Genomic DNA, 23,279 nt, shown 5'->3' with positions numbered 1-23,279 from the left:
ACCTGAGCGAGTCGAGTCGGCCGGACCGTGCTAGGTCTCGGTGATCAGGGCCGTTCCGCTCGGTTCGAGGGTCAGCGTCACCTCCTCGTCGAGGTGGGGAACGTCGTCGAGCGAGGTGACGGCTTCCAGCGGTGCGAGTCCCGGCGCGTCCGGCACGGTCACGGTCAACCGCACGTGGTCCTGTCGATGGACTCGTTCCCGCACCACGGCGCGCGGCTGTCCGATCGGGGCTTCCTCCCCGGCGGGCGCGGCCCGCAGTCCTGCCGCACGTAGTCCTATCCGGACAGTCCCCGAAGGGCAGTCCGCAGGACGGGGCACCGTACCGAGTTCGCAGCGGATCGTCTCGTCCTCGGCGTGGCCGGGGAGGACGGTGCCGCATCCCAGGAAGCGTGCCACCTCCTCGGTGGCGGGCCGGTGCCAGAGGCGCCACGGGGTGTCGAGCTGTTCGATCCGCCCCGCCACGAGTACCGCGGTCCGATCGGCGAGCGTGAAGGCCTCGTCGTGGTCGTGGGTCACCAGCACACCGGTCATCCGGTTCCGATCGAGCACACGCGCCAGATCCACGGCCAGCCGCTCCCGCAGCCTCCGGTCCAGCCCGGAGAGCGGCTCGTCGAGCAGCAGCAACCGGGGGTCGGCCGCCAGCGCTCGTGCCAGCGCGACCCGTTGTGCCTGCCCACCGGACAACTCGGTGACTCGTCGGTCCTGATACCCGCCCAGTCCGACCAGTTCGAGAAGTCGAGTCACCGTGTCGCGGCGCTCGCTTCTACCGACCGATCGCATGCGCAGCGCGAAGTCCACATTGCCCGCCACGTCGCGGTGGCCGAAGAGCTGGCCCTCCTGGAAGACCATGCCGAAACCGCGTCGATGCACCGGCACCTCGGAGAGCTCGACACCGTCGAAGGCTATCCGTCCTTCCGAGGGGCGCTCCAGCCCGGCCACGCTTCGCAGCAGAGTGGTTTTGCCGCAACCGGAGGGCCCCAGCACGGCCAGCACCTGGCCGCGCGGCACGTGAAGGTCCACATCGGACAATGCCGTGGTGCCGCCGTAGCGCACCGTCAGGCCTTCCAGCCGCAGGCCGTCGTCCGGCTCACGGTGGGATTCCGGAGCCGTGGCTGTTTCGCCGGACCCGAGTACGGAACGCATCAGAATTCTCCCGCCGAATCGGAACGCAGGGTTTCGATGAGCAGCACCGCCCCGGCGGTGACCAGCATCAGCAACGCACAGGCCGCGTAGGCCATCTGGGTGTTCAGCTCGCCGGGGCGGCTGATCAGCGTGCTGATCGCCACGGGAAGTGTCGGTGTCTCCGGGCGGGCCAGGAAGCCGGTGGCGCCGAACTCGCCCAGGGCGACGACGAAACCGAAGCCCGCGGCGGTCATCACCGCCCGCCCCGCCAACGGCAGGTCCACCTCGCGACGGATCCGCCACGGTCCGGCCCCCAGCGTCGCGGCGGCAGCACGTACCCGTGGATCCACCGAGCGGAGGACCGGCAGTATCGTTCTGATCACCAGCGGTGTGATCACCAGGGCCTGGGCGAACGGCACCAGCAGCGGCGAGGTCCGCAGATCACCCGGCAACACGTGCAGCGTGACGAGATAGCCGAAGCCGACGGTGACGGCGGACACCCCCAGCGGCAGCATCAGGCCGGCGTCCATGAGTTCTGCCGTCCAGCGGCTGCGCAGACTCGTCAGCACCAGGCAGGCGAGCACGCCGAGCAGCAACGACATCCAAGTGGCGTCGGTGGCGGCACGCAGCGAGTTCCACGCGGCCTGCCACCCCGACACGTCCAGTACTCCCCCGGTTCCGGACAACGCCCGATACCCGGCCAGACTCCACCCCCCTCGCGAGTTCACCGAACGCACGAGCAGTGCGACGATCGGAGCGGCCAGGGCACCGAGCACGAGGACCGCGCAGCCCACCGGTATCCACTCGAGACCGCTCGGGCGCCGTACGGCGGCTCGTGACCGGCGCAGTGCGAGCGCGTTCTCCCTGCGGCCGCGGGCGATCGCGGCGACGGCCAGCGCGGCCAACACCGCCGCGAGCTGCAGCAGCGACAGCGCGGCCGCGCCGGAAAGGTCGAGCAGTCGCACGGTGCGCAGGTAGATCTCCGTTTCCAGCGTCCGGTATCGCCCGCCACCCAGTACCAGCACCACACCGAAGCTGGTGGAGCAGAACAGGAAGACCACCGCCCCGGCCGACCACAGCGCGGGGCGCAACGCGGGTAGCGTCACGGTGCGGAAGGCCCGGAGAGGTCCCGCCCCGAGACTGCGTGCCGCGTCGGTCGCTCTCGGGTCGAGCTGGGTCCACAGTCCGCTGACGGTCCGGGCGACGACGGCTACGTTGAAGAACGCGTTGGCAAGCACGATCGCCCACGCGTTCGGCTCGGCGGTGCCGAGCAGGGCGCGGAAGGCCATTCCCACCACCAGGGTGGGTAGTACGAACGGGACGGTGATCAGGGCGCGCAGCAGGGCCTTTCCCGGCACGGGCACCCGCGCGAGCAGGTAGGCCAGCGGCATCCCGGCCACGATGGCCAGCAGGGTGGAGGCCGCCGCCTGCCCGAGGGTGAAGGCGACGATCCGCCAGGTTTCCGGAGCGGTCAGTATCTCGTCGAGCCCCGAGCTCAGCCCGAGGCGCAGGATGGCCGCCACCGGCCACGCGAAGAAGACGCCGAGAAACCCCAACACCAGCGCCGAGCCCACTGTGATGAACGCGGCGTGCCCGCCTGGGCGCGCACCGGGAATCGCGGTGCCGTCGGCCCCGGCTCCGTTCGGCGAGCCACCGTTCGGCGAGCCACCGTTCGGCGAGCCACCGTTCGGCGACTCCCCGTTCGGCGAGCCACCGTTCGCCGCCCCACCGCTTCCCGCGGCCTCTTCGGTCGTCACCGGTTCGTCAGGGAACGCCACTGGCGTATCCACTCGGCGCGGTTGCGCTCCACCCGCTGCGGCTTCATCTCGGTGGGTTCGGACGGCCGCGGGGCGACGTCCCGCCAACTATCCGGCAGCTCGACCCCCAGTAGCACCGGGTAGACGTACATCTGCTCGGGCATCCGGCGCTGGAACTTCCACGAGAGCAGGAAGTCCATCAGCTCCCGCGCTCCCTGGAGGTTCGTGGTCCCGTCGATTACTCCGGCGTACTCGACCTGTCGGTAGCACGTTTCCAGCAGTGCCTTGGTACGCGGTTGTCCGTTCCGGTCGACCTCGGCGGCGGGTGAGGAGGCGTAGGACAGCACGATGGGCCGGGACCCGCCGCCGGACGAGCCGGAGAAGTCCTGCTTGTAGGCCTGCTGCCAGCCCGAGGAGATGCGCACGTCGTTGGCCAGCAGTCGTTGCCAGTAGTTCTGCCACCCCTGCTCGCCGAACGTGGACACGGTGTTGAGCAGGAAGGCAAGACCGGGCGAGGAGGTCGCCGGATCGGGAACCGCGAACAGGCCCGCGTAGCGCGGCTCGGCCAGGTCCGCGAGCTCGGCGGGCGGTTCCAGGTCGTGCTGTTCGAACCAGCGCAGATCGATGTTGACGCAGACGTCGCCCGCGTCGACGGGGGTCGGGCTGTCGTTGCCGCCGTAGGCGTACTCGATCGGGATGTGGTCCCCGTTCTCTGGGGAGTAGGAGGCGAACACTCCGTTGTCGACGGCGCGCGAGAGATACGTGGAGTCGACCCCGAAGGCGACGTCGCCGATGGGGGCGTCCTTGGTGAGCACCAGCTCGTTGGTGAGTTCGCCCGCGTCCCCCTTGCGCAGGATCCGGAGGCGATAGCCGGAGTCCTGCCGGAATCTCTTCCGTAATTCGTCACTGATCACGAACGAATCGTGCGTGACCAGTGTCACGGTGGGGGCCTGCGAGTCACGGCCGGTGCCCATGAGTGAGCAACCGGCCACCAGTAAAGTGACTGCCATTGCCAGTGCGGCACGCGTTCGGCGTGCGGTGCTGCGTCTCAACGATCCTCCCGTGGTCACACCACGAGTGCGACACCGAGCTGATCGCACGCCTCCCTGCGCCGGCATTACCCGGTTCAGGTAGGACGGTCGAGGACCCCGTGTCCTCCTCTCAGCCCAGCGCACTGGACTCCCGTGGCGAACCGGAAGTCTACTGCATCCCACGATCCCGACCCGAGAGTGATTCACTCCGGTCGGGCCTCCTCCGCCCAGCCTTACCGGCTACTCACCCAGTGAAACTTCCCGGGCGGAACTTCCCGAGGGCGGTGGCACCGCTATTCGCCCGTGGCCAGCTCGGCCGCCTCGTACGCACATCCCCAGGAGACCGCCACCCCGTCGCCGCCGTGGCCGTAGTTGTGCACGATGCGGGCGCCTTCGTAGTGCTCCACCTTCAGCCGCACGCTCTCGCTCCGGGGACGCAGCCCGACGATCTCCTCCCGGATGGGCGCCTCGCGCAACTCGGGCCGGATCTCGGCGCAGCGACGCAGGATTCCCGCCGTGACCTCCCCGTCCGGAACGCGGTCCCAGGCGTACGGCACCGCGACACCGCCGAGCACCAGCCGATCGCCGTGCGGCATGTAACTGGCCCACCGGCCGCTGTCGGAGAGCTCGACGAAGTACTCCTCGATACCCGGGTTCGCCACGACCACGTGCTGCCCGAGCACGGGCAGCACACCGGGGTCGCCGACCAGTTCCCGTGCTCCCACCCCGGTGCAGTTGACCACGGTGCGGCTCTCCCCGGCGGCGTCCGAGAGGCTGGAAACCGGGCTGCGGAGCAGCTCACCACCGGCCGCGCGAAACCGCCGGGTGAGGTAGTCCAGATAGCGGGGCATGTCGATCAACGGCAGGGTGGCCCGCGCGCCGGCCGTGAACCCGTGCGGCAGTTCACCCGGCTCGCAGGCACGAAGATCCGTCAGCAGCAGGGTCTCCTCGGGCCGCTTCGCCGCGATGGGCTCCCGACTGGCCACCGTGCCGAGGGCCAGATGCACCCCCGTGCTCGGAACGCCCGCCAGCTCCAGGAACGACTCGTGGGAGCGTCGCGCCCAGCCGAGGGCGCGGTCGCGGGGACCCAACGAGATCGGTCCCCAGATCGCTCCGGCCACCGCCGAGGTGGTCTCACCGGGTGCCTCGGTGGTTCTGATACGCACGTGACAGCCGCGTTCGGCGAGCAACACGGCCGTGGTGAGTCCCGAGACACCGGCACCGATGACCAGAACGTCCGAGGATCGACTCTTCACGAAGTGACGGTAGCACCGGGCGAGCACTCGAGACACCTTCTTCGCGGGGACGGGCACCGGTCTCGCCCACCGGACACCCTCCCCGAGAAGTGACGCGACGTGGTTCGCCACGCCGGGGAGGTGTCGCCGCACCAGGGCGGTGTCACCGTTCGGCTCCGACCTCGGCCGCGTCCCACTCCCCGCCGAGTGCGGGTGCCAGCCCCGCTGCCGCTACGGCACGGAACTCGGCTCCCCGCAGTCGCCCGGCTCCCTCCGGCAGCGCTCCGAGCAGCGGAACGCCGGTCACGGCGGGAAGGTCGACCGCGTTGCAGCGCGCCGCGAGCTCGGGGGCGCTCGGTCGACTTCCGATCACGAGGCCGGGGCAGTCCAAGCCACGGTGACGCAGTTCCCGCACGGTCAGCGCGCTCGCGTTCAGCGCCCCCAGCCCTGCCGGGCACACCACCAGCACCGGCGCGGCCAGTGGGCCCGCCGCGTCGGCGAGCGTGCCGCCGTGGTCGTCGTAGGGAACCAGCAAGCCACCGGCCCCCTCCACCAGCACGAGGTCGTGCGAGGCGGCCAACCGCGCGACCGCCGCGACGATCCGTCCCGGTGTGACCGGCGGGGCCCCCTCGCGGCGCGCCGCCACGGCGGGGGCCAACGGGTCGCGGTGGCGCGCGAGTTCCGAAGTGGTGACCCCGCCCGTCATTCGCCCGATCCCGCCGGTCATTCGCCCGATCGCCGCGGCGTCGCCCTCCTCGTCGCCCACGATTCCGGTCTGCGCGGGTTTGAGCACCGCCACCGAGCCGGACGCGGTGGCGGCCAGCGCGGCGGTGACCACGGTCTTGCCGACGCCGGTGCCGGTCCCGGTCACGAAAAGCGTCCTGCCCACCGTGCTCACCCCGCTTCCGCCGCCGCGCGAACGGCCTCGGTCACCGTGGCCAGGTCCTCGGGACCGATCACGTAGGGCGGCATGGTGTAGATCAGGTCGCGGAACGGACGCAGCCACACCCCGTGCTCGATCGCGGCACGACTCGCGGCGGTGGTGTCCACTTCGTGGTCGAGTTGTACGACGCCGATCGCTCCGAGCACCCGCACATCACGCACCCCGCGCAGCTCCCGAAGCGGGGAGAGCCCGGCCCACAGCCCGGATTCGATCGCACCGATCTCTCCGCGCCAGTCCCGTTCCAGCAGTGCCCGCAACGAGGCGCAGGCCACCGCGGCGGCGAGGGGGTTGCCCATGAAGGTGGGGCCGTGCGCCAGCACGGGCACCGACCCCCGCGCTATGCCGTCGGCGACGTGGGTGGCGCACAACGTCGCGGCCATACTCAGGTAACCGCCGGTGAGCGCCTTTCCCAGACACATCACGTCCGGCGCCACCCCGGAGTGGTCGGCGGCGAACAGCTCGCCCGTGCGTCCGAAGCCGGTGGCGATCTCGTCGAAGACGAGCAGCACCTCGTAGCGGTCGGCCAACTCGCGCAGCGCGCGCGGGTACTCGGGCGAGTGGAACCGCATGCCGCCCGCGCCCTGCACGACCGGTTCGACCACGACGGCGGCCAGTTCCTCGTGGTGGCGCCGCAGCAGCTCCTCGAAGCGTTCGAGGTAGTCGCGCTCGACCTCGGCTCCGAACCCGGCGGGTGGGGCCGGAGCGAAGAGCTGTTCGGGCAGCGCACCGCGCCACAGGTGGTGCATCCCGCCTTCCGGGTCACACACCGACATCGGGTGCCAGGTGTCGCCGTGATAGCCGCCGCGCCAGGTGAGCAACCGTCGTTTTCCGGCACGTCCCCGGCCGCGCCAGTACTGCAGACACATCTTGACGGCGACCTCGATCGCCACCGAGCCGGAGTCGGCCAGGAAGACGTGTCGCAGCGGGTCGGGGGTGATCTCCACGAGGCTCGCGGCGAGCCGCACGGCGGGTTCGTGGGTGATACCGCCGAACATCACGTGGCTCGCGCGGTCGAGCTGCCGCCGGACCGCCTCGTCGAGCGCGGGATGACGGTAGCCGTGGATCGCCGCCCACCAGGAGGACATGCCGTCGATGAGTTCCCGCTGCCCGTACCGCTCGGAACTGGTTCGCAGTCTCACCCCGTGGGCGTCGGTCACGGTCAGCGGTTCCGTGCCGGCGGGCATCCCCGAATAGGGGTGCCAGACGTGATTTCTGTCCAGGCGGGACAGTTCTTCCGGCGACAGCGGTGTGTCCGACAGGGTTCTGAGCACACCGGAATGCTGCCGCGCCGCCCGGCGAAGCCCCATTCGCGGCGGGAACAAATCCCCGGGACCGCGGTTGTACCTCCCGACCACTGGCCACCGGCTCGCCGCTCCCGCAGGCTCTGCCGACATGTCCCCTCGAAGCACCACCCCCGACGGGCCGGCTCGGGAAACCGTGTTCGACCGGCTGGACCGGGAAGCCGAACGCCGCGACCGCGCGGGACTGACCAGGAGACCACCGACGAGATCGGCGCGGGAGAACACGCTGGACCTCGCGGGCAACGACTACCTCGGGCTGGCAACCCACCGCGCGGTCACCGAAGCGGCCTCGGACGCCGCACGGCGATGGGGAGCGGGCTCGACCGGTTCCCGCCTGGTAACCGGGACGACTGAGTTGCACACCACGCTGGAGACCGAGCTCGCGGAGTTCTACGGCACGGAATCGGCACTGGTGTTCTCCTCGGGATACACCGCCAACCTGGCGATGATCACGGCGCTGGCCGACGAACGTTCGCTACTCGTCTCCGACCGGCACAACCACGCCTCGCTGATCGACGGTTGCAGGCTCTCCCGAGCAGAGGTGCGCATCGTGGACCACGCCGATCCCGACGCGGCGGCGAACGAGCTCTCCCGCTCTCCGGGGGCCGGGTTGCTGCTTACCGAGTCGGTGTTCTCCGTGGACGGTGACACCGCCCCGCTGCGGGACTCGCTGCGGGTCTGCCGCGCGAACGGAGCGGCACTGCTGCTCGACGACGCGCACGGCCTCGGCGTGCTCGGCGAGGGCGGCGCGGGTGCGCTGAGCGAGTTGGGCGTGCGCGCAGCACCGGACGTGGTGAGCACGGTGACCCTGTCCAAGTCGCTGGGAGCGCAGGGTGGGGCGGTGCTGGGGCCGCACCGCGTGATCGAGCACCTCAGGCAGACGGCCCGCACCTTCGTCTTCGACACCGGCCTGGCCCCTCCCGCTGTGGCGGCGGCAGCGGCAGCCCTGGGTGTGTTGCGGGAACGACCGGAACGTCACGCACGGGTGCGTGAGGTGGCCGAAGGACTGCACCGGGAATTGGTGCGACGCGGCGTGCCCGCCAGCCGGCCCGGGGCCGCGGTGCTGGGAATTCCCGTGGGCGGGGCGGACACCGCCGTGGCGTGGGCCGCGGCATGCCTGCGCCGCGGCGTACGAGTGGGGTGCTTCCGGCCACCCTCCGTCCCGGACGGTGACGCGCGGTTGCGGCTGACGGCGCGGGCCGAACTGGGATCGGAGCGGATCACCGAGGTCGCGGCCGTGATCGCCGAAACCGCCCCGGAGGGCTCCGGGTGAGACGGGTCTCGACGATCACGGCCACGAACCCGAGCCTCGGAACTCCTCGAGCGCTCGGAGTTCTCCCGAAGCGGACGTCGCGGCGGGGCGCCTGCGACACGAGAGTGCCGTAGGCGCGGCACCACAGGGGCACTGCCCGAGGTCGTCGCCGTCTCGGGTTCCGCCCCGGCGAGATTTCGCGGGAAATTCGGCGGGAGATTCCACCGAGCGGGTTCGGAGAGGTGCTCGGGGACCTCGCTCAGGGTTTGCGGCCCACTGCCCCGACGATGCAGTTCGACACTTCCGGCTCCTGCTTGTAGCGGGGGCCGTCGGGCCACCAGTCGCAGCACCGCACCAGCCCCGGGTCCACCAGTTCCAACCCGGGCAACATGCTCCGGATCTGCTGTTCGGTGCGGAACTTCCCGCTTCCCATCGGACTGTGGGTGAAGCGATCGTCCATCCTGTTGGCCAACGCGGTGTAGTGGCCGTCGTCCTGCGGATCGAAGAAATGGCTCAACACCACGAACGATCCCGAGGGCAACGCCTCGATGTACTCCCGCATGATGTCGCCGGGATCGCGTTCGCCGACGTGGTGGTGCAGCGTTCCTACATGGAGCAGTGCCAGCGGCTGGGAGAAGTCGATGTGCTCGTTGACCACCGGGTCTTCCAGAATGGCCCGCGGTTGGAAGATGTCGGCCGGGCTGAAGTGCGTATTCTCGTTCTCCTCCAGCAACGCACGGCCGTGGGCGAGCACCACCGGATCGTTGTCCACGTAGACGACCCTGGACTCGGGTCTGAGCCGCTGCGCCACTTGGTGGGTGTTCTCGGCGGTGGGTAAGCCGGAACCGCAGTCCAGGAACTGCGAGATGTCGGTCTGGCTGGCCAGGAATCGGATCGTCCGAATCAGGAACTCGCGGTTGTCCCAGGCCAGATCCGCCGCTTCCGGCGCTGCCTGCTTGACTCCCTCGAAGACCTGCCGATCGACTTCGTAGTTGTCCTTGCCACCGAGAAACGCGTCGTAGACCCTGGCGATACTCGCCTTGCTCGTATCGATGTGGACCGGAGTGTCGCTTTCCGGCGGGGCTCCTGCTTCGATCATCTCGACCTCGTGTCGGGGTGGGGTTCAGAGTCGGACGGTGCACTCGGCGTAGGAGTGTCAGCGCATGCTGTAAATGCAAGCACGAGGAGGTAACCTCACGAAACCGTGCGGCAGAACTTCGATTGGCACGAATGCCGGATCGCCTTCCCCCCGAACGAGTTCATTGCCGACTACAGTGTGAAAGCGAGAATCCGGTGTGTACACCGACGAACAGGAGTGGGGATGACCACCGTCGATTCCGGCGAATCCGATGACGAACACGTCGAGGAACATCCGAAGCCGACAGCCAGACGAATCGTGTTGGGCGCACAGCTGCGCAGGCTGCGTGAGAACGCCGACATCACACGAGCCCAGGCAGCGGACGAGATTCGTGGCTCCGAATCCAAGATCAGCCGGATCGAGCTCGCCAAGGTCAGCCTCAAGGAACGCGATGTCCGCGACCTGCTCAAGTGCTACGGGGTCACCGACGACGAGCAGCAACGACCGTTCCTGGAAATGGTTCGCGAGTCCAAACAGCCCGGCTGGTGGAACCGCTACAGCGATCTGATGCCCGACTGGTTCCAGGACTTCGTCGGCCTGGAGGAGTCGGCCTCGCGGATCCAGGCCTACGAACTTCAGTTCGTACCGGGGCTGTTGCAGATCGAGCCCTACGCCAAAGCCATCGCCAGTCACGGCAGGCCGGAGTTGGCCGACGAGAGCGTTCGGCGCAGGGTGGCACTGCGCATGCAGCGGCAGAAACTGCTCAACGGGCCGCAAGCCCCTCGGGTGTGGGCGGTGATCGACGAGTCCGTGTTACACCGGCCCATCGGTGGACTCGGCGTGATGCGGCAACAGCTGGACCACCTGCTGGAAATGACCAAGCGTTCCACCATCACCCTGCAGGTGCTCCCGTACCGGCTCAGCGGCTACGCCGCCGAGGGCTCGTTCAGCATGTTGCGCTTCGCGGAACCCGAGCTGCCGAACCTGGTCTACGTGGAACATCTCGCGGGCGCGCTGCACCTGGACAAACCGGAGGAGATCGAACAGTACAGCAGGGTGTTCGACCATCTGACCGTGGACGCCGAGACTCCGGAGGAGTCCAGGAAGTTGTTGCACAAGGTGCGGGCGGAACTCTGAGTCCCGGTTCGGTCCGGTTCTCGTAGGTGGTTACGTGGCGGAACCTCCCGCTGACCAGCGCTTCGGGAGGGCCGACCACCCGGTAACCGCCTACGCCACGTGCCTCGCCGCTTCCGGGGCCGCGTCACTGGGGAGCCGCGTCACCGGCCCCGCGGGTGGGTTTCCGACGGGTGGATTTCCCGAAGGCGAGGACTGGATTTCCCGAGGGCGGGGGCCGGTCTCGGCACGCCGATCACTCACGGCCACCTCAGTCGCCCATTCAGGTGAGTCGCATCGCCGAACCCGAGGGGCTCCACCGATACGAACCGGGAATCGGATTTCCCGGACATAGCCCCGCGAAGCGCGCGATGCCAGCGGCTCACGTGGCACAACCGGCCGAGGACCGGTTTTCCGGGCAGGATACCCCGACGACACCCTGCACAGGAAGCCTGAACAATCTCGCACGATCGTGTGTATTCGTGCAGCTGCACGTGCAGATGCATTGCCTTTTCGGTATACCGCTGGCAAGATCTCGTGCACGTGCAGATGCACAACACGCAGAAAAGGTGACCACATGAGCGAGATGATCCGCACCAGCACCTCGGCGGCCGAGCTGCCGAGTGCGCGGTGGCGCAAGAGCAGGCACAGCGGTGCGATCGGGAACTGTGTGGAGGTCGCCGCGCTCAACGGCGGCGAAGTCGCCATGCGCAATTCCCGCGATCCGGAGGGCACCGCTCTCGTTTACACCCGTGCCGAGATCGCCGCGTTCGTGGCGGGCGCGAAGGACGGGGAGTTCGATGACTTCATCAACTGACACCCAGTGCGATTCGGACGCGCGACTGCGTGAACTTATGGCCCGGGGTTTTCAGTTCATGCAGTCCACCGATTCCCGTGGCGAACTGCAGGCGCTGGTCGGCGTGCGGGGGCACGACAACGTCATCGACGTGGTCCGCATCGAATCCGAGGACAGCGTGACGGCCACCAGAATGCCGAGTTACGAGGAGAACGTCTTCGAACCGAGCACCACCTGGTGGCATTCCAGTGGCCGGGTCTGCGACGTGCTCGACCGGCTGCTCGAACTTCCCGACGACCACACGCCCGGAGCCCTACTGGTCGCAGCGGGATTCTGAAACCGCGCCCACCTGGGGCCCCCGAGATCCGTCGGTAGCCCTACCTCCCTTACCGCCGGAAAAACCTTCCGAAACCGCGCGGCCGTCATCGGCCCGGAAGTTCCGGCCGGCATGACCGGGATCACTGCCCGCCTCGTAACCACGGTCTACCGTGTTCGAGGCGGGCAAATCTCGCCGGAGGAGAAGTGGCTCGAATGGACGATCCAACCGGGAGTGCGGGATACGGCGGCTCGGAATCCGAGCAGCTCGAAGTGACCGACGAGGAGAACCTGCGGGAACTGCTGGGCACTCCGTTGCGGCGTACGCTGGACAAGGAACGCGGCCGACTGCACGGACTGGACAGACAGTGGCTGGCTCATTCCCCGTTCTGCCTGGTGGCGACCTCCGACGAACTGGGTAACTGCGACGTCTCGCCCAAGGGAGACCCGCCCGGATTCACGCTGGTGCTGGACGACTCCACGATCGCGCTGCCGGAACGGCCCGGTAACCGCCGCGCGGACAACTTTCGCAACATCCTGCGCAATCCGCATGTCGGGCTGCTCTACATGCTGCCGGGGCGAGGCGACACGCTGCGGATCAACGGACGCGCGCGGATCGTGCGGCGTGCCCCGTTCTTCGAACGCATGGAAGTGAAGGGACACCGCCCGGGGCTGGCACTGGTGGTCGAGATCGAGCAGGTCTTCCACCACTGCGCCAAGGTGTTCATGCGTTCCGGGCTCTGGAACCCGGAGAGCTGGAACCCCGAGGCGGTGGACTCGCGCCCGGCCATCGCCAAGGCGCTGGAGACTCCGGAGAAGAGCCTTGCCGAGCTGGAGGGGTACTACGGCGCGGAGTACGCGGCGAAGCTGTACGGCTGACCGGCCCTCACTCTCGTCCTTCCGGTCGTGGCGACCGAGATCAGCGCCAGCCCCGTTCGGGCGGGCAGCAACACCGCAACGAACGGTCGGGACCACGACCGTCGTGATCGGACGCACTTCCGCGTTGACCCGTGATCTCCCGGCATGGTGATCTGGTCCCGGGGACGCGCGCATCGGAGACGATCATGGGACTCGACAACGGGATTTTCCAGCAGCTCTCCAAGCGGGAGCACTTCTGGCGCGGCGTGGGGATGATGTCGGCTCCGTTGGCTTCCCTCGTCGTGAACGTACTGCAGCCGCCACTCTGGGTGGGCTTGCTCACGGTCGTGGCGGCCGGCAGTGCCGGATTCCTCGTACTGCGGCGCTTCACGACCATGGAAACGAGTCCCACGGGACCGCTGAAACCCGAGAAATGGCGGTTCGGCTTCCCCGACCGCTCGACGTTGCGGCCGAACAAGCACCGCTCCGCGGAAACGGCGGAAGGGACCGACTGACGCTCCCCACCGGACGGATGTCGAGGTGTTCACGTGCCGGAGCTGGTGCGCGACGGGTTCGCCAAGGCGGCGCTCCACCGACCGAACGACAAGCACGGGAATACGATCAGTGGCGCGCGACCGGGTGACCCGCATCGGCTCGACTCGGACGGCGACGGGATCGGCCGCGAGGGCTGACGGCTATGCCACCGCGGTGTTTCTCGGCAGCGCTCCGGTCGAGCAGCGCTCCTGACAGGACTAATCCTGGGTAACTACGACACACGCTGGGTGTCCGCCCGCGCGCTCCCGTCGGCCTCACCACGCTGCCTCGCACGGTAGAGAAACACCCCGTACAGCATCGCCATCGGGCCACCCAGCAGGACGCAGAGGAGGTTGATCAGCAGAACCCAGTAGTTGCGGTCCGGCACCTGGCTCAACGTGATCAGCAGTGTCACGAAGTTGAGCAGCGTGACGAAGGACCACGCCACGAAAGCCGTAACAAACGATCTCCTCCGCGAAGTACGCGACGAACCGATAGCCAAACTCCACCTCCGGACCGGCAGACCGCGTCCGGCAACCGCGCCGGTTGTACCGGCAGCACGAACGCTCGGCAAGATCATCAAGAACTCACACTATAGAGTGTTATCCCGAGTGGGCACTTACCGCCGAATTCGAACCGAGCGTGACCAATTCCACACCTTGAGGTGAAACCGTGCCGACATCACGGGAGTTGACGCAGGGTGGAAGCACAACGGCACCCCTGCGGTCGGTTCGAACGCGGGAACCGCCGATAATCGCTGCTGCCCCCGACCCGCTGGAAAGCGAGCACTCCGTTGGCGCGTGAACCGAGCAGAGCCGAACGCAACCCGACGTTCGTCGGCAGTATCGATCCCTTCTGCTGGATAGCGGTCGTCCCGCTGCTGGTGGCGGCGCTATTCGTGGGCCTGGCGATCATGCCCGTGCTGGGCCTGATCATGGCCGTGCTGGGAATCCTCGTCCTCGTGCTGGACGGTTGGATCAACTGGCGCTGGCACAACACCTGGGGCAGGCGGCAGGAAGCGGCTCGCGGCTCGGCCCGCTCCGGGGGTTCGAGGTCGGGCAGCGGTTCGAGGCCGGGGGCCAGCTCGAAGTCGGGCGGCAGAGCCACCTCTGGCGGCAGGCCCACCTCCACCGGCAGGCGGCCCACCACGGGCCGCAGGTGACGCCCACGGCTCGCTTCGATCTCCCGGTCGGCCGGGCACGTCCCGGCACCGGTTCCCGGCGGAACCGGTGCCTAGTGCCGCGCGGGAATCAGTACAGGAACTTCTCGGGAGTCAGCGGCAGATCCCGCACCCGCACGCCGGTGGCGTGGTACGCGGCGTTGCCGATGGCCGCCGCCGTGCCGACGATCCCGATCTCGCCGATTCCCTTGGCGCCCACCGGGTTGACGTGCGGATCGTGCTCGTCGACCCAGCTCACCTCGATCGAGCCCACGTCCGCGTTGCCGGCGATGTGATACCCGGCGAGGTCGTGGTTGACGACGTGACCGAACCGTTCGTCGACGACGCTGTGCTCGTGCAGCGCCGTGGAGAGCCCCATCGTCATCCCGCCGAGGAACTGCGAGTGCGCGGTGCGCGGATTGACGATCCGTCCGGCCGCGAACACTCCCAGCATCCGGGGAACCCGCACCTCACCGGTGTCGACGTGGACCCGCACCTCGGCGAACTGCGCACCGTAGGCGTGCATCGCGTACTTTCCGATGTCCGGATTGTCGGCCGCACCCGCCGTGGTTTCGACCCCCTCGGCCGGCTCGCTGCCGTGTTCGGTGCGGAACGAACGCGCCGCTTCCACGACGGTCGATCCCCACGAGGCCGTTCCGGTGGACCCGCCCGCCAGGCTGGCGTGCGGCTGCTCGGTGCTGCCGAGCCGAAGCTCCACGTTCTCGAGGGGGACCTCCAGCGCCTCGGCCGCGAGCTGGGTCAGCGCCGTGCGGGATCCCGTTCCGATGTCGACCGCGCCGATCTCCACGCGGTACTTCCCGGCGGACTCGTGGTGGATCGTGGCCAGCGATCCCGGGAAGAACAGGGTCGGGAAGCTGGCGGCGGCCACCCCGGTGCCCACAAGCCAGTCGCCTTCCCGCCGTGTTCCCGGCCGGGGATCGCGCTCGTGCCATCCGAACCGCTCGGCACCCTGCCGCAGGCAGGCGACCAGGTTGCGGCTGGAGAACGGCAACCCGGAGACCGGAGCGACCTCGGGTTCGTTGCGCACCCGGAGCTCGATCGGATCGATCCCGACCCGAACCGCCAGCTCGTCCACAGCGGTTTCCAACGCGTACATCCCGGGAGCCTCACCGGGAGCCCGCATCCAGGTCGGCGCGGGCACGTCCAGCGCGGCGAGCCGGTTGGTTACGCGGCGGTTCGGGGAGGCGTACATCTCCCGCGAGGCGCTCGCGCTCTGCTCGGCGTACTGCTTGAACCGGGAGGTCTGCTCCAGTGAGTCGTGCTCGGTGGCGGTGAGTCGGCCCTCGGGGTCGGCACCGAGCCGCACCCGCTGCCGGGTGGGCGGGCGGTAACCCACCAGCTCGAACATCTGGGTGCGCGACAACGCGCACTTGACCGGCCTGCCCGCCGTCCGGCGCGCGGCCAGCACCGTCAGCGCCACGTGGCCGTGCGGCATCCCCTTGGATCCGAAGGCACCCCCGACGTGCGGCGCGATCACGCTGACCCGCTCCTTGTCGATGCCGACCAGCGCGGCCAGCAGGTCCCGCACCAGGTGCGAGCCCTGATTCGAGTCGTGGAGGGTGAGCCCCTCCTCGTCCCACGTCGCGATGACGGCGTGGGGTTCGAGCGGATTGTGGTGCTCGGGCGGGGTGGTGTACGTGGCGTCCACCGTGTGGGCCGCCTCGGCGAACGCGGCGTCCACGTCGCCCCGCTCCAGATCCGGCGAAAGCATGGGGCTGGCATCGGCATCCGGGGTGTAGACGATGGCCGCGTCGTCCCGGAATTCGCTGTCGTGCGGTAGTCGCTCGTAGCGAACGTCCACGAGCCCGGCGGCGTGCGCAGCGATCTCCGGCGTCTCGGCGACCACCGCTCCGATGAGTTGGCCGCGGTAGTCGATCCCGTCGGACTGCAGCACGGCCAGTTCGGGATCACCGACGGGATTCAGGGTGGCCGCGTTGTGGTGGGTCAGCACGGTGTGCACCCCGTCGACCCGTTCGGCCGCGTCGGTGTCGATGCGCGTGACGCGCCCCCGCGCGATCGTCGCCCGCAACGGGTGCAGGTAGAGCGGATCCGTGACGGGATGTTCGAAGGCGTAAGGCGCGGTGCCGGTCACCTTGGCGCGGCCCTCGACCCGTTCCGGGCCCGGCGGGATGGCCCGCGTCATTCCGGTCATGATCCCTCCTGCTGGGTGAGCTCGCGCAGCACCGCTGCCAGGGTGTTGCGGGTCATGGGGATTTTGAACTCGTTGTCGCGCAGCGTCTCCGCCTCGGCGAGTTCGGCATCGGCCGCGGCGCGGAACGTCTCCTCCGTGGCCGGAGCGCCGTGCAGCGCCCGTTCCGCCGCCGTTGCCCGCCAGGGCTTGTGCGCGAGACCGCCGAAGGCGATCCGGGCTTCGGTGATCGCGCCGTCGGAGACCTCGACCGCCGCCGCCACCGAGACGAGGGCGAAGGCGTAGGAGGCCCGGTCCCGCACCTTGCGGTAGCGCGAACGGACTGCGAAGGGCAGCGGGGGTAGCTCGACCGCTGTGACGAGCTCGCCGTGCCGCAGCACGGTGTCCTGTTCCGGCTCGTCGCCCGGCAGCCGGTGCAGCTCGGTCACCGGCACGGTGCGCTGCCCGTCCGGCCCCTCCACCAGCACGTCGGCGTCGAGCGCGGCCAACGCGACCGCCATGTCCGAGGGATGGGTAGCCACGCACCGCTCGGAGGCACCGAGCACGGCGTGGTGCCGGTTCCAGCCCTCGAGCGCCGAGCACCCCGAGCCGGGTTCGCGCTTGTTGCACGGGGTGGTGACGTCCTGGAAGTAGGGGCAGCGGGTGCGCTGCAGCAGGTTGCCGCCGGTGGTGGCGAGGTTGCGCAGCTGCCCGGAGGCCCCGGACAGCAGTGCCTGCGCGAGCAGGGGGTAGCGCTGCCGGATCACCGGCTCCGCCGCCAGGTCGCTGTTGCGTACCGTGGCGCCGATGCGGACCCGGCCGTCGGGCAGCGACTCGACCGAGTCGTAGGGCAGCCGGGTGATGTCGACCAGTTTCCCGGGTTGGGTGACCCCCAGCTTCATGTGGTCCACGAGGTTGGTTCCACCACCGATGTAGCGCGCTTCGGGATCGCGGCTGACGGTCGCGATGGCGCTGTCGGCGTCGGTGGCGCGCTGGTAGTCGAAGGGTTTCACTCGGCGGCCTCTCGGATGGCTGTGACGATGTTGGCGTAGGCACCGCAGCGGCAGAGGTTGCCGCTCATGCGTTCGCGGATCTCGTCCTCGTCGAGTTCCACCGGCTCCTCGAGGTCATCGGTCACGTAGCTGGGCCAGCCCGACTTGACCTCGTCCAACATGCCCACCGCGGAGCAGACCTGTCCCGGCGTGCAGTAGCCGCACTGGAAACCGTCGTTGTCCAGCAGCGCCTGCTGCACCGGGTGCGGTTCGTCCTTCTCGGCCAGCCCTTCGGCGGTGACGACCTCACTGTGCTCGTTGGCGACGGCGAAGGTCAGACAGCTGGTGGCGCGCCTGCCGTCCAGCAGCACGGTGCAGGCGCCGCACTGCCCGTGGTCACATCCCTTCTTCGGGGAGGTCACCCCCAATCGTTCGCGTAGTGCGTCCAACAGAGTGGTTCGGGTGTCCACGGACAGCGTTTCCCGCCGTCCGTCCACCCGCAGGGTTATCTCCGAGTCCATTCCGAAAATCGCCTCTTGATCGTGTAGGGCGGTGATCTCGAACGACACCCGTGGCAGAGCGGGGTTCACTGATCATCGTACGCGCGCAGTCCGCCCGCGGTGCGAACTCACGTCGAACATCCCCCGTTACGGGAAGGGATTTCACCGCCGCCCCCCGGTGCCGGACGACCACGGTGTACCCGGGAACCGCACGGAGCCGTGCACCACGGCAAGGCCCCGTGCGGAACGGCGAACTCGGCTCACCCGGTGTGTGCCACGGACAGCCACACTTCGTATTTCATCCGGGTGCCGTCACCGGACGGCTGGGCACTCAGGATCTCCGGATCGGGCACGCCGCGGTAGGGCTCGGGCGGGGAACCACCGGGCGAACACGTCCCGCCAGATGTACTGCGCGGATTCCGGGGGGTCGCCCTCGGAGTGGAACACGGCCCACGTCCCGGCGGGCACGACGCGCTCCGCGACGCCTTCCTCCTCGGGGACGGCGGCCGAGGACACCACACCCTGCAGGAACTCGGCCGGGCTGTCCTCGGCCGTCGCGTCCACCCGACCTTTCGTGCCCGACGCGGTCGGGTCGTGTCCGAGGCGGTCAAGCAGAAGGTCGATCACCGGCGAGCGGGACCCGCGCACGAGCCGTCCGGTTCCGCGTCGAACGGCGGATCCAAACCGTATTCACTTCTGGGTGTGTCGGCTCGGGGCGGGGCGTAGGCTGTGTTCGTCGCGAACCTCCGGTTTGGGAGAGCTTATGACCGGCATCGACGAATCGCCCGAACGCGCTCACCGGTTCTCCGGCGACACCGACGTGGGGCTTCCCAACCCCGCGCGGCTCTACGACTACTGGCTCGGCGGGTCGGCGAACTTCGCCGTGGACCGCGAGCTGGGGGATCACATCGCCGAGAGCGAGCCCCGGATCGCGAACATGGCTCGCGAGAACAGGTCACTACTGCGCCGCATGGTGACCCACTGCTGTCGGCAGGGGGTGGACCAGTTCCTCGACCTGGGCTCCGGAGTACCCACGATCGGCAACGTGCACGAGATCGCGCACCGGCACGCCCCGGATTCCCGGGTGGTGTACGTGGACAACGAGCCCGTGGCGGTCTCGCACAGCGAGTTGCTGCTCGAAGGGGTCGACCGGGCCACGATCCTGCGGGGGGATCTCACCGACCCGGCGGAGGTGCTGAACTCGCCGATCACCCGCGGCATGTTGGATCTGAACCGGCCGGTGGCGGTGTCGCTGCTCTGCGTGCTGCAGTACTTCCCCGACACCGATCGGCTGCGCGAGACGGTGGCGAGCTACCGGGCGGGGCTGGCGCCCGGCAGCTACATCGCGATCTCGCACCTGACCACCGACGACGGCGACGTGAACGCGAGCGGCGTAGCCGAGCGCATCCGCAGCAGCCGGGCCGACCACCAGGCGTACCCGCGGGACTTGGAGGAGGTACTGAGCCTGTTCGAGGGCACCCGACTAGTCGAACCGGGAGTCCGCTACGCCCAGCACTGGCACCACGGCGAGATCGCGGGCCCCACCGAGCCCAGCGGGATCTACGCCGGGCTGGCCCAGGTACCGGAGTGACTCACCGAGGCCCGTGAATTTCCGGCGAAATTCCCGCGAAACAACGATGCGACAACTCCGGAGTGGGATTCCGGCGCTGCCGTTCCCTTACGTCCGGACGAATCACAACGACCGGAAAACCGAACGGATACGAATTCGTGTTCTCCCGCTCGCTCGGCGCGATCTCGCTTTCACGACAGGTGAACCTCACACCGCACCACAGGAATTCGCGACACCGAAACCGCTGGTCACGCACCTGAAAACCACCTCGTGAACCCCACGGGCGCACCTTGCGGCCCCGATCGGGACCGCAACCGGGAGGAACATAGAATAAGGCGGCTCTGCCAAGGCGCCCCATGAGGAGATATCCGGTTGAACGCTGAATACGACATGATGGAGTACCAGGCCAGACAGAAGTCGCTGGTGGTCAGCTACGTGCTGTGGTTCTTTCTCGGCCTGTTCGGTGCCCACCGGTTCTACGCGGGCAACCGCGTGGGGACCGCCGTGGCGCAGCTGGTGTGCACGGTGCTCGTCATCACCAGCCCCATCAGTGCCGTGTGGGTACTCGTGGACGCCTTCCTCATCCCCGGCTGGATCAAGCAGCACAACCTGGAGCTGGCCGGCGAACTGCGGCAGCGCGCCGCGAGCAATGGGTAACGACGCGGTCGTTGCCCGCGCGGTGGTGCGACCGTGACCCGGTGAAAGTGCCGTCCCGGTTCGTTCCGGTCACTGGCGCACTCATCCGGTGGTGGTCCGCGCCGTAGATCCTCCCAGTGGGTCCGGCGTGGGCACACCACCCACGCCGCCCGTCACCGGCACATGGGATTCGTTCCCACGTAATCGCCGCTTACGAGGCGATCCGGCCACCGACCGGGCGAAAATTTCGCGCGAAATCGTCGCGGCATCTCGACTATCGCGCCCCGGGGGGGTAGCGGCGCGGAACCGGGCAGCCACGCGGCCGCCGCACCGGTAGAGGCCGCCGTCACCAGGGATTCGCGGCTGAACATCCGTCTCCGATCGACGGTCAAGGCACCATCCACCCGAGGACCGGGGTGGACTGCAGGAACACCAGACAGCACACGGCCAGCAGCAACAGCAGGCTCCATCCGAAGATGCGGCGGAACAGCACGCCCTCCTGGCCGACCAGGCCGACCGCGGCGGTCCCCACGGCCAGGTTCTGCGGTGAGATCATCTTGGCCATCACGCCGCCGGAGGAGTTCGCCGCACCGAGCAGCACCGGGTCGGCGCCGATCCGGGAGGCCGCCGTGCTCTGCAGCTTGCCGAACAGCGCGTTGAATCCCGCGTCGGTACCGGTGATCGTGACGCCGAATCAGCCGACGATCGGCGACAGGAACGCGAAGAACGGCCCGGTGTCGGCCAGCCACCTGCCGAGCGTGGTGATCTGACCGGAGAAGTTCATGACGTAGGACAGCGCGAACATCGCCAGGATCGCCCAGCCGAACTGGCGCACGGTCCGGCCCCACACCAGCACCCCGTCGCGCGGCGAGACGCGCAGGGACGGCAGGGACAGCAGCCCGGAGATCAGCGGCAGGGTGCCGGTCGTCGACCCGAAGGTGAACTCGTAGTCGGTGTCGACGGACGCACCGGATGCCGAGACGATGTCCAGTCCCGGCCAGGCGAAGGTGGTTCCGATCGCCGCCAGCGGCGCTCGAAGCGCTTCGATCCGTACCAGCGAGAAGACCAGGATGATGATCACGTAGGGCGCGAAGGCGCGTACCACCTCTGAACGGTGATCCCGCTCGGGACCGGAGTCCTCGACGGAACCGCCTCCCCCGGCGATGGCCGCGGCGGTCATCGGCGGCGTCAGCGGCTCAGCGCTGTCCCTGGAGCACAGCATGGACGAGCTCGCCACGCTGGCCCCGACGGTGATGCGCGCCGCCGACAGCATCTCGAGCGCGCTCGGCCACCTGCCGTGAGCGCGGCCGACGCGGCCGACCACCACGCGGCGGGGAGGTCCACTCGTCGTCGCAACCATCCGGAAGAATCCGGCCGCCCCACCGAAGAGGAGCTTGTCGGCGGAGCTCTACCTGCCCACCGGAGGATTCCCCCAGACCGGAACGACAGCGTCCCGGACCTCGGCGAGCATCTCGCGCATGGCTTCCTCGGCCTCCTCCGATCTCGCGTTGGCCACGGCGTGGGCGGCACGCTCGTGCAGGTCCAGCGCCCGGGGAACCGGCTGGTGCGGCATCAGGCCCAGCTGGGTCCGCCCCCGCAGCACCACGGCGACCACATCGGCCAACGCCTCGAACATCTCGTTGCCGCTGGTTCGCAACAACGCGGTGTGGAACTCGATGTCCAGCTCCAGGAAGTCGTCGAGCTCGCCCGCTTCGCCCTTGGCGCGCATCATCGACGACAGCTCCACCACACGTGATCTCACCTCGCCCGGAGCGTTGCGCGCGGCGTCGGCGGTGGCCAGTGGTTCGACCGCGATGCGAAGCTCGGTCAGCGAACGCAGCTGGGCGTCCCGCCCCTGCCCCGCCAGTCGCCACCAGATCACACGTGGGTCGAACACGTTCCAGGACCGCCTCGGCTGAACCGTGATGCCGACCCGTCGTCGGGACGTGACCAGTCCCATCGACTGCAGCACCCGCACGCTCTCCCGCATCACGGTGCGCGAGACCCCGAACCGTTCCTCGAGCATGTCGAGTGTCAGCACGTGCCCGGTGGGCAACCGACCGTCGGCGATCTCCTGACCGAGCGTGTCCAACACACCACTGTGCAGCACTTCGACACTCGAATCCCCGCCACCGCGTCCCACCGCACCGGCCGGTGAAGCACGCACGGATGCGGTGCCGTTCGCAGAACCCGTCCGCTGCTCACTCCCCTCGTGTCCGTGTCCGGACCTCGTCACGTTGTTCTCCTGCTCCACGGCTACCGGGTTTACCCGTACAGATTACCGAGTTCCGAATGTCTTCCCAGTCACATCATTTGGTGATAACTTTCGCCGTCAAAGGTAATACTTTTTAGCCGCGTGGACACGACACGGAAACGGACGCAGCTCGACGAGGGAGTCGTATGACAGCCACATGCCTGGTGGTGATGGGCGTTTCGGGGGCGGGCAAGAGCACCGTCGCGCAGCTGCTCGCCCAACAGCTCGATCGGCCCTCGGCCGAGGCCGACGAGTTCCACCCCGAAGCCAACATCGCCAAGATGACGGCCGGTGTCCCGCTCACCGACGAGGACCGGATGCCCTGGTTGTGGCGGATCCGCGACTGGATCACCCGACACGCCACGAGCGGAACGAACACGATCGTGACCTGCTCCTCGTTGAAGCGGACATACCGGGACGTCCTGCGCCAGGCCCGGGCGAACGTGCGGTTCCTGCACCTGTCCGGCTCCGCCGAAACGATCGAGGGAAGGCTCACTAGCCGTTCCGGGCATTTCATGCCCAGCTCACTGCTGCGGTCGCAGTTCGACGACCTCGAACCGCTACACCCCGACGAGGCCGGCCTGACCGTCGACATCGTCGATACCCCGCAGGACATCGTGCGGCAGACCCTCGCGGCTCTCGACCCCGGCACATGCCACGCCGCGCGATAACCATCGAAACCGG

24 protein-coding genes, 1 pseudogene and 1 riboswitch are annotated in these 23,279 nt (G+C 68.7%); of the genes and pseudogenes, 11 read left to right on the top strand and 14 right to left on the bottom strand.

Translation table 11 applies throughout. The features are described from left to right. Positions 1-30: 30 nt before the first annotated feature. From BLR41_RS01755 to BLR41_RS01730, 6 genes are all read right to left on the bottom strand, one after another. Positions 31-1,143 carry an ABC transporter ATP-binding protein gene (locus BLR41_RS01755; RefSeq protein ID WP_092625662.1) on the bottom strand — a complete coding sequence of 371 codons (1,113 nt, stop codon included), beginning with the start codon at positions 1,141-1,143 and terminating at the stop codon, positions 31-33. Beyond that, on the bottom strand, positions 1,143-2,738 hold the full coding sequence (locus BLR41_RS01750) for an ABC transporter permease subunit (protein WP_092626047.1): 1,596 nt from the start codon (positions 2,736-2,738) through the stop codon (positions 1,143-1,145). Before BLR41_RS01750 ends, BLR41_RS01755 begins: the two co-directional genes overlap by 1 nt. A 137-nt stretch (positions 2,739-2,875) precedes the next feature. Next, positions 2,876-3,889 carry a thiamine ABC transporter substrate-binding protein gene (locus tag BLR41_RS01745; RefSeq protein WP_092625660.1) on the bottom strand — a complete coding sequence of 338 codons (1,014 nt, stop codon included), beginning with the start codon at positions 3,887-3,889 and terminating at the stop codon, positions 2,876-2,878. 76 nt (positions 3,890-3,965) lie between these two features. Further along, a riboswitch (TPP riboswitch) is annotated at positions 3,966-4,075 on the bottom strand. Positions 4,076-4,203: 128 nt separating this feature from the next. After that, positions 4,204-5,166 carry an FAD-dependent oxidoreductase gene (locus tag BLR41_RS01740; RefSeq protein WP_092626045.1) on the bottom strand — a complete coding sequence of 321 codons (963 nt, stop codon included), beginning with the start codon at positions 5,164-5,166 and terminating at the stop codon, positions 4,204-4,206. 142 nt (positions 5,167-5,308) lie between these two features. Next, positions 5,309-6,034 (bottom strand): dethiobiotin synthase, encoded by a 726-nt coding sequence (bioD, locus tag BLR41_RS01735; protein ID WP_218119848.1) that lies wholly within the window; start codon positions 6,032-6,034, stop codon positions 5,309-5,311. Positions 6,035-6,039: 5 nt separating this feature from the next. Beyond that, positions 6,040-7,395 (bottom strand): adenosylmethionine--8-amino-7-oxononanoate transaminase, encoded by a 1,356-nt coding sequence (locus tag BLR41_RS01730; protein ID WP_092625656.1) that lies wholly within the window; start codon positions 7,393-7,395, stop codon positions 6,040-6,042. Between the two features lie 85 nt (positions 7,396-7,480). On the opposite strand from BLR41_RS01730, the gene BLR41_RS01725 reads away from it, so the two are divergent. Then, the gene (locus tag BLR41_RS01725; protein WP_092626043.1) at positions 7,481-8,662 is read left to right on the top strand and encodes an 8-amino-7-oxononanoate synthase; all 1,182 of its coding nucleotides are present in this window, start codon (positions 7,481-7,483) and stop codon (positions 8,660-8,662) included. 238 nt (positions 8,663-8,900) lie between these two features. On the opposite strand, the gene BLR41_RS01720 is transcribed toward BLR41_RS01725, so the two are convergent. Then, a complete protein-coding gene (locus tag BLR41_RS01720; RefSeq protein ID WP_092625654.1) occupies positions 8,901-9,740 on the bottom strand; it encodes an SAM-dependent methyltransferase in 840 nt (279 codons plus the stop codon). 222 nt (positions 9,741-9,962) lie between these two features. Between BLR41_RS01720 and BLR41_RS01715 the strand changes: the two genes are divergently transcribed. The 6 genes from BLR41_RS01715 (at position 9,963) to BLR41_RS22665 (ending at position 13,493) form a co-directional block, all read left to right on the top strand. After that, on the top strand, positions 9,963-10,856 hold the full coding sequence (locus tag BLR41_RS01715) for a helix-turn-helix domain-containing protein (RefSeq protein ID WP_092625652.1): 894 nt from the start codon (positions 9,963-9,965) through the stop codon (positions 10,854-10,856). Between the two features lie 553 nt (positions 10,857-11,409). Beyond that, entirely contained in the window at positions 11,410-11,649 is a 240-nt protein-coding gene (locus BLR41_RS01710) for a DUF397 domain-containing protein (protein WP_092625650.1), read from the top strand. Beyond that, positions 11,633-11,965 carry a hypothetical protein gene (locus BLR41_RS01705; RefSeq protein WP_092625648.1) on the top strand — a complete coding sequence of 111 codons (333 nt, stop codon included), beginning with the start codon at positions 11,633-11,635 and terminating at the stop codon, positions 11,963-11,965. The genes BLR41_RS01710 and BLR41_RS01705 overlap by 17 nt, the downstream gene beginning before the upstream one ends. Positions 11,966-12,159: 194 nt before the next feature. Continuing rightward, positions 12,160-12,822 carry a pyridoxamine 5'-phosphate oxidase family protein gene (locus BLR41_RS01700; RefSeq protein ID WP_092625646.1) on the top strand — a complete coding sequence of 221 codons (663 nt, stop codon included), beginning with the start codon at positions 12,160-12,162 and terminating at the stop codon, positions 12,820-12,822. Positions 12,823-13,007: 185 nt separating this feature from the next. Then, positions 13,008-13,316, top strand: coding sequence for a hypothetical protein (locus BLR41_RS01695; RefSeq protein ID WP_092625644.1), 309 nt, complete (start codon positions 13,008-13,010; stop codon positions 13,314-13,316). Between the two features lie 33 nt (positions 13,317-13,349). Next, a complete protein-coding gene (locus BLR41_RS22665) occupies positions 13,350-13,493 on the top strand; it encodes a hypothetical protein (protein WP_176797763.1) in 144 nt (47 codons plus the stop codon). A gap of 74 nt (positions 13,494-13,567) precedes the next feature. On the opposite strand, the gene BLR41_RS01690 is transcribed toward BLR41_RS22665, so the two are convergent. Further along, the gene (locus tag BLR41_RS01690) at positions 13,568-13,783 is read right to left on the bottom strand and encodes a hypothetical protein (protein ID WP_092625642.1); all 216 of its coding nucleotides are present in this window, start codon (positions 13,781-13,783) and stop codon (positions 13,568-13,570) included. A gap of 345 nt (positions 13,784-14,128) precedes the next feature. Here BLR41_RS01690 and BLR41_RS01685 point away from each other — a divergent pair, with 345 nt between their 5' ends. Then, on the top strand, positions 14,129-14,497 hold the full coding sequence (locus BLR41_RS01685) for an ABC transporter ATP-binding protein (protein ID WP_176797762.1): 369 nt from the start codon (positions 14,129-14,131) through the stop codon (positions 14,495-14,497). An 88-nt stretch (positions 14,498-14,585) separates the two neighbouring features. Here the strand turns inward: BLR41_RS01685 and BLR41_RS01680 are convergent, their stop codons facing one another. The 4 genes from BLR41_RS01680 to BLR41_RS01665 all read right to left on the bottom strand — a co-directional run bounded on the left by BLR41_RS01680 (position 14,586) and on the right by BLR41_RS01665 (position 18,699). After that, positions 14,586-16,667, bottom strand: coding sequence for a xanthine dehydrogenase family protein molybdopterin-binding subunit (locus tag BLR41_RS01680; RefSeq protein WP_092625640.1), 2,082 nt, complete (start codon positions 16,665-16,667; stop codon positions 14,586-14,588). Continuing rightward, positions 16,664-17,656, bottom strand: a complete 993-nt coding sequence (locus tag BLR41_RS01675) for an FAD binding domain-containing protein (protein ID WP_092625638.1) — start codon at positions 17,654-17,656, stop codon at positions 16,664-16,666. The genes BLR41_RS01680 and BLR41_RS01675 overlap by 4 nt, the downstream gene beginning before the upstream one ends. After that, the gene (locus BLR41_RS01670) at positions 17,653-18,156 is read right to left on the bottom strand and encodes a 2Fe-2S iron-sulfur cluster-binding protein (RefSeq protein WP_092626041.1); all 504 of its coding nucleotides are present in this window, start codon (positions 18,154-18,156) and stop codon (positions 17,653-17,655) included. Before BLR41_RS01670 ends, BLR41_RS01675 begins: the two co-directional genes overlap by 4 nt. A gap of 291 nt (positions 18,157-18,447) precedes the next feature. Then, positions 18,448-18,699, bottom strand: coding sequence for a GyrI-like domain-containing protein (locus tag BLR41_RS01665; protein WP_176797761.1), 252 nt, complete (start codon positions 18,697-18,699; stop codon positions 18,448-18,450). Positions 18,700-18,898: 199 nt separating this feature from the next. Between BLR41_RS01665 and BLR41_RS01660 the strand changes: the two genes are divergently transcribed. Next, positions 18,899-19,726 carry an SAM-dependent methyltransferase gene (locus BLR41_RS01660; RefSeq protein WP_092625634.1) on the top strand — a complete coding sequence of 276 codons (828 nt, stop codon included), beginning with the start codon at positions 18,899-18,901 and terminating at the stop codon, positions 19,724-19,726. Between the two features lie 351 nt (positions 19,727-20,077). Then, positions 20,078-20,362, top strand: coding sequence for a TM2 domain-containing protein (locus BLR41_RS01650; protein ID WP_092625630.1), 285 nt, complete (start codon positions 20,078-20,080; stop codon positions 20,360-20,362). Between the two features lie 367 nt (positions 20,363-20,729). On the opposite strand, the pseudogene BLR41_RS23295 reads toward BLR41_RS01650, so the two are convergent. Both BLR41_RS23295 and BLR41_RS01635 read right to left on the bottom strand, forming a co-directional pair. Next, positions 20,730-21,521 (bottom strand): annotated as a pseudogene (locus BLR41_RS23295) (L-lactate permease). A 228-nt stretch (positions 21,522-21,749) separates the two neighbouring features. Beyond that, entirely contained in the window at positions 21,750-22,484 is a 735-nt protein-coding gene (locus BLR41_RS01635) for an FCD domain-containing protein (protein ID WP_092626039.1), read from the bottom strand. A gap of 257 nt (positions 22,485-22,741) precedes the next feature. Between BLR41_RS01635 and BLR41_RS01630 the strand changes: the two genes are divergently transcribed. Then, the gene (locus BLR41_RS01630) at positions 22,742-23,266 is read left to right on the top strand and encodes a gluconokinase (RefSeq protein ID WP_092625624.1); all 525 of its coding nucleotides are present in this window, start codon (positions 22,742-22,744) and stop codon (positions 23,264-23,266) included. Positions 23,267-23,279: the final 13 nt, after the last annotated feature.

Origin of the sequence: Actinopolyspora mzabensis (assembly GCF_900101095.1) — a bacterium.
GTDB classification, from domain to species: Bacteria; Actinomycetota; Actinomycetes; order Mycobacteriales; family Pseudonocardiaceae; genus Actinopolyspora; species Actinopolyspora mzabensis.
The sequence above is the reverse complement of the archived record's forward strand: the minus strand, read 5'-3'. Positions and strand labels throughout refer to the sequence as shown.

Excerpts from the sequence above, each read along its gene's own strand:
- BLR41_RS01755 (WP_092625662.1), bottom strand. The coding sequence starts at position 1,143 with ATGCGTTCCGTACTCGGGTCCGGCGAAACAGCCACGGCTCCGGAATCC.
- BLR41_RS01745 (WP_092625660.1), bottom strand. The coding sequence starts at position 3,889 with ATGGCAGTCACTTTACTGGTGGCCGGTTGCTCACTCATGGGCACCGGC.
- BLR41_RS01730 (WP_092625656.1), bottom strand. The coding sequence starts at position 7,395 with ATGGGGCTTCGCCGGGCGGCGCGGCAGCATTCCGGTGTGCTCAGAACC.
- BLR41_RS01725 (WP_092626043.1), top strand. The coding sequence starts at position 7,481 with ATGTCCCCTCGAAGCACCACCCCCGACGGGCCGGCTCGGGAAACCGTG.
- BLR41_RS01720 (WP_092625654.1), bottom strand. The coding sequence starts at position 9,740 with ATGATCGAAGCAGGAGCCCCGCCGGAAAGCGACACTCCGGTCCACATC.
- BLR41_RS01715 (WP_092625652.1), top strand. The coding sequence starts at position 9,963 with ATGACCACCGTCGATTCCGGCGAATCCGATGACGAACACGTCGAGGAA.
- BLR41_RS01710 (WP_092625650.1), top strand. The coding sequence starts at position 11,410 with ATGAGCGAGATGATCCGCACCAGCACCTCGGCGGCCGAGCTGCCGAGT.
- BLR41_RS01705 (WP_092625648.1), top strand. The coding sequence starts at position 11,633 with ATGACTTCATCAACTGACACCCAGTGCGATTCGGACGCGCGACTGCGT.
- BLR41_RS01700 (WP_092625646.1), top strand. The coding sequence starts at position 12,160 with ATGGACGATCCAACCGGGAGTGCGGGATACGGCGGCTCGGAATCCGAG.
- BLR41_RS01695 (WP_092625644.1), top strand. The coding sequence starts at position 13,008 with ATGGGACTCGACAACGGGATTTTCCAGCAGCTCTCCAAGCGGGAGCAC.
- BLR41_RS01680 (WP_092625640.1), bottom strand. The coding sequence starts at position 16,667 with ATGACCGGAATGACGCGGGCCATCCCGCCGGGCCCGGAACGGGTCGAG.
- BLR41_RS01670 (WP_092626041.1), bottom strand. The coding sequence starts at position 18,156 with ATGGACTCGGAGATAACCCTGCGGGTGGACGGACGGCGGGAAACGCTG.
- BLR41_RS01660 (WP_092625634.1), top strand. The coding sequence starts at position 18,899 with ATGACCGGCATCGACGAATCGCCCGAACGCGCTCACCGGTTCTCCGGC.
- BLR41_RS01630 (WP_092625624.1), top strand. The coding sequence starts at position 22,742 with ATGACAGCCACATGCCTGGTGGTGATGGGCGTTTCGGGGGCGGGCAAG.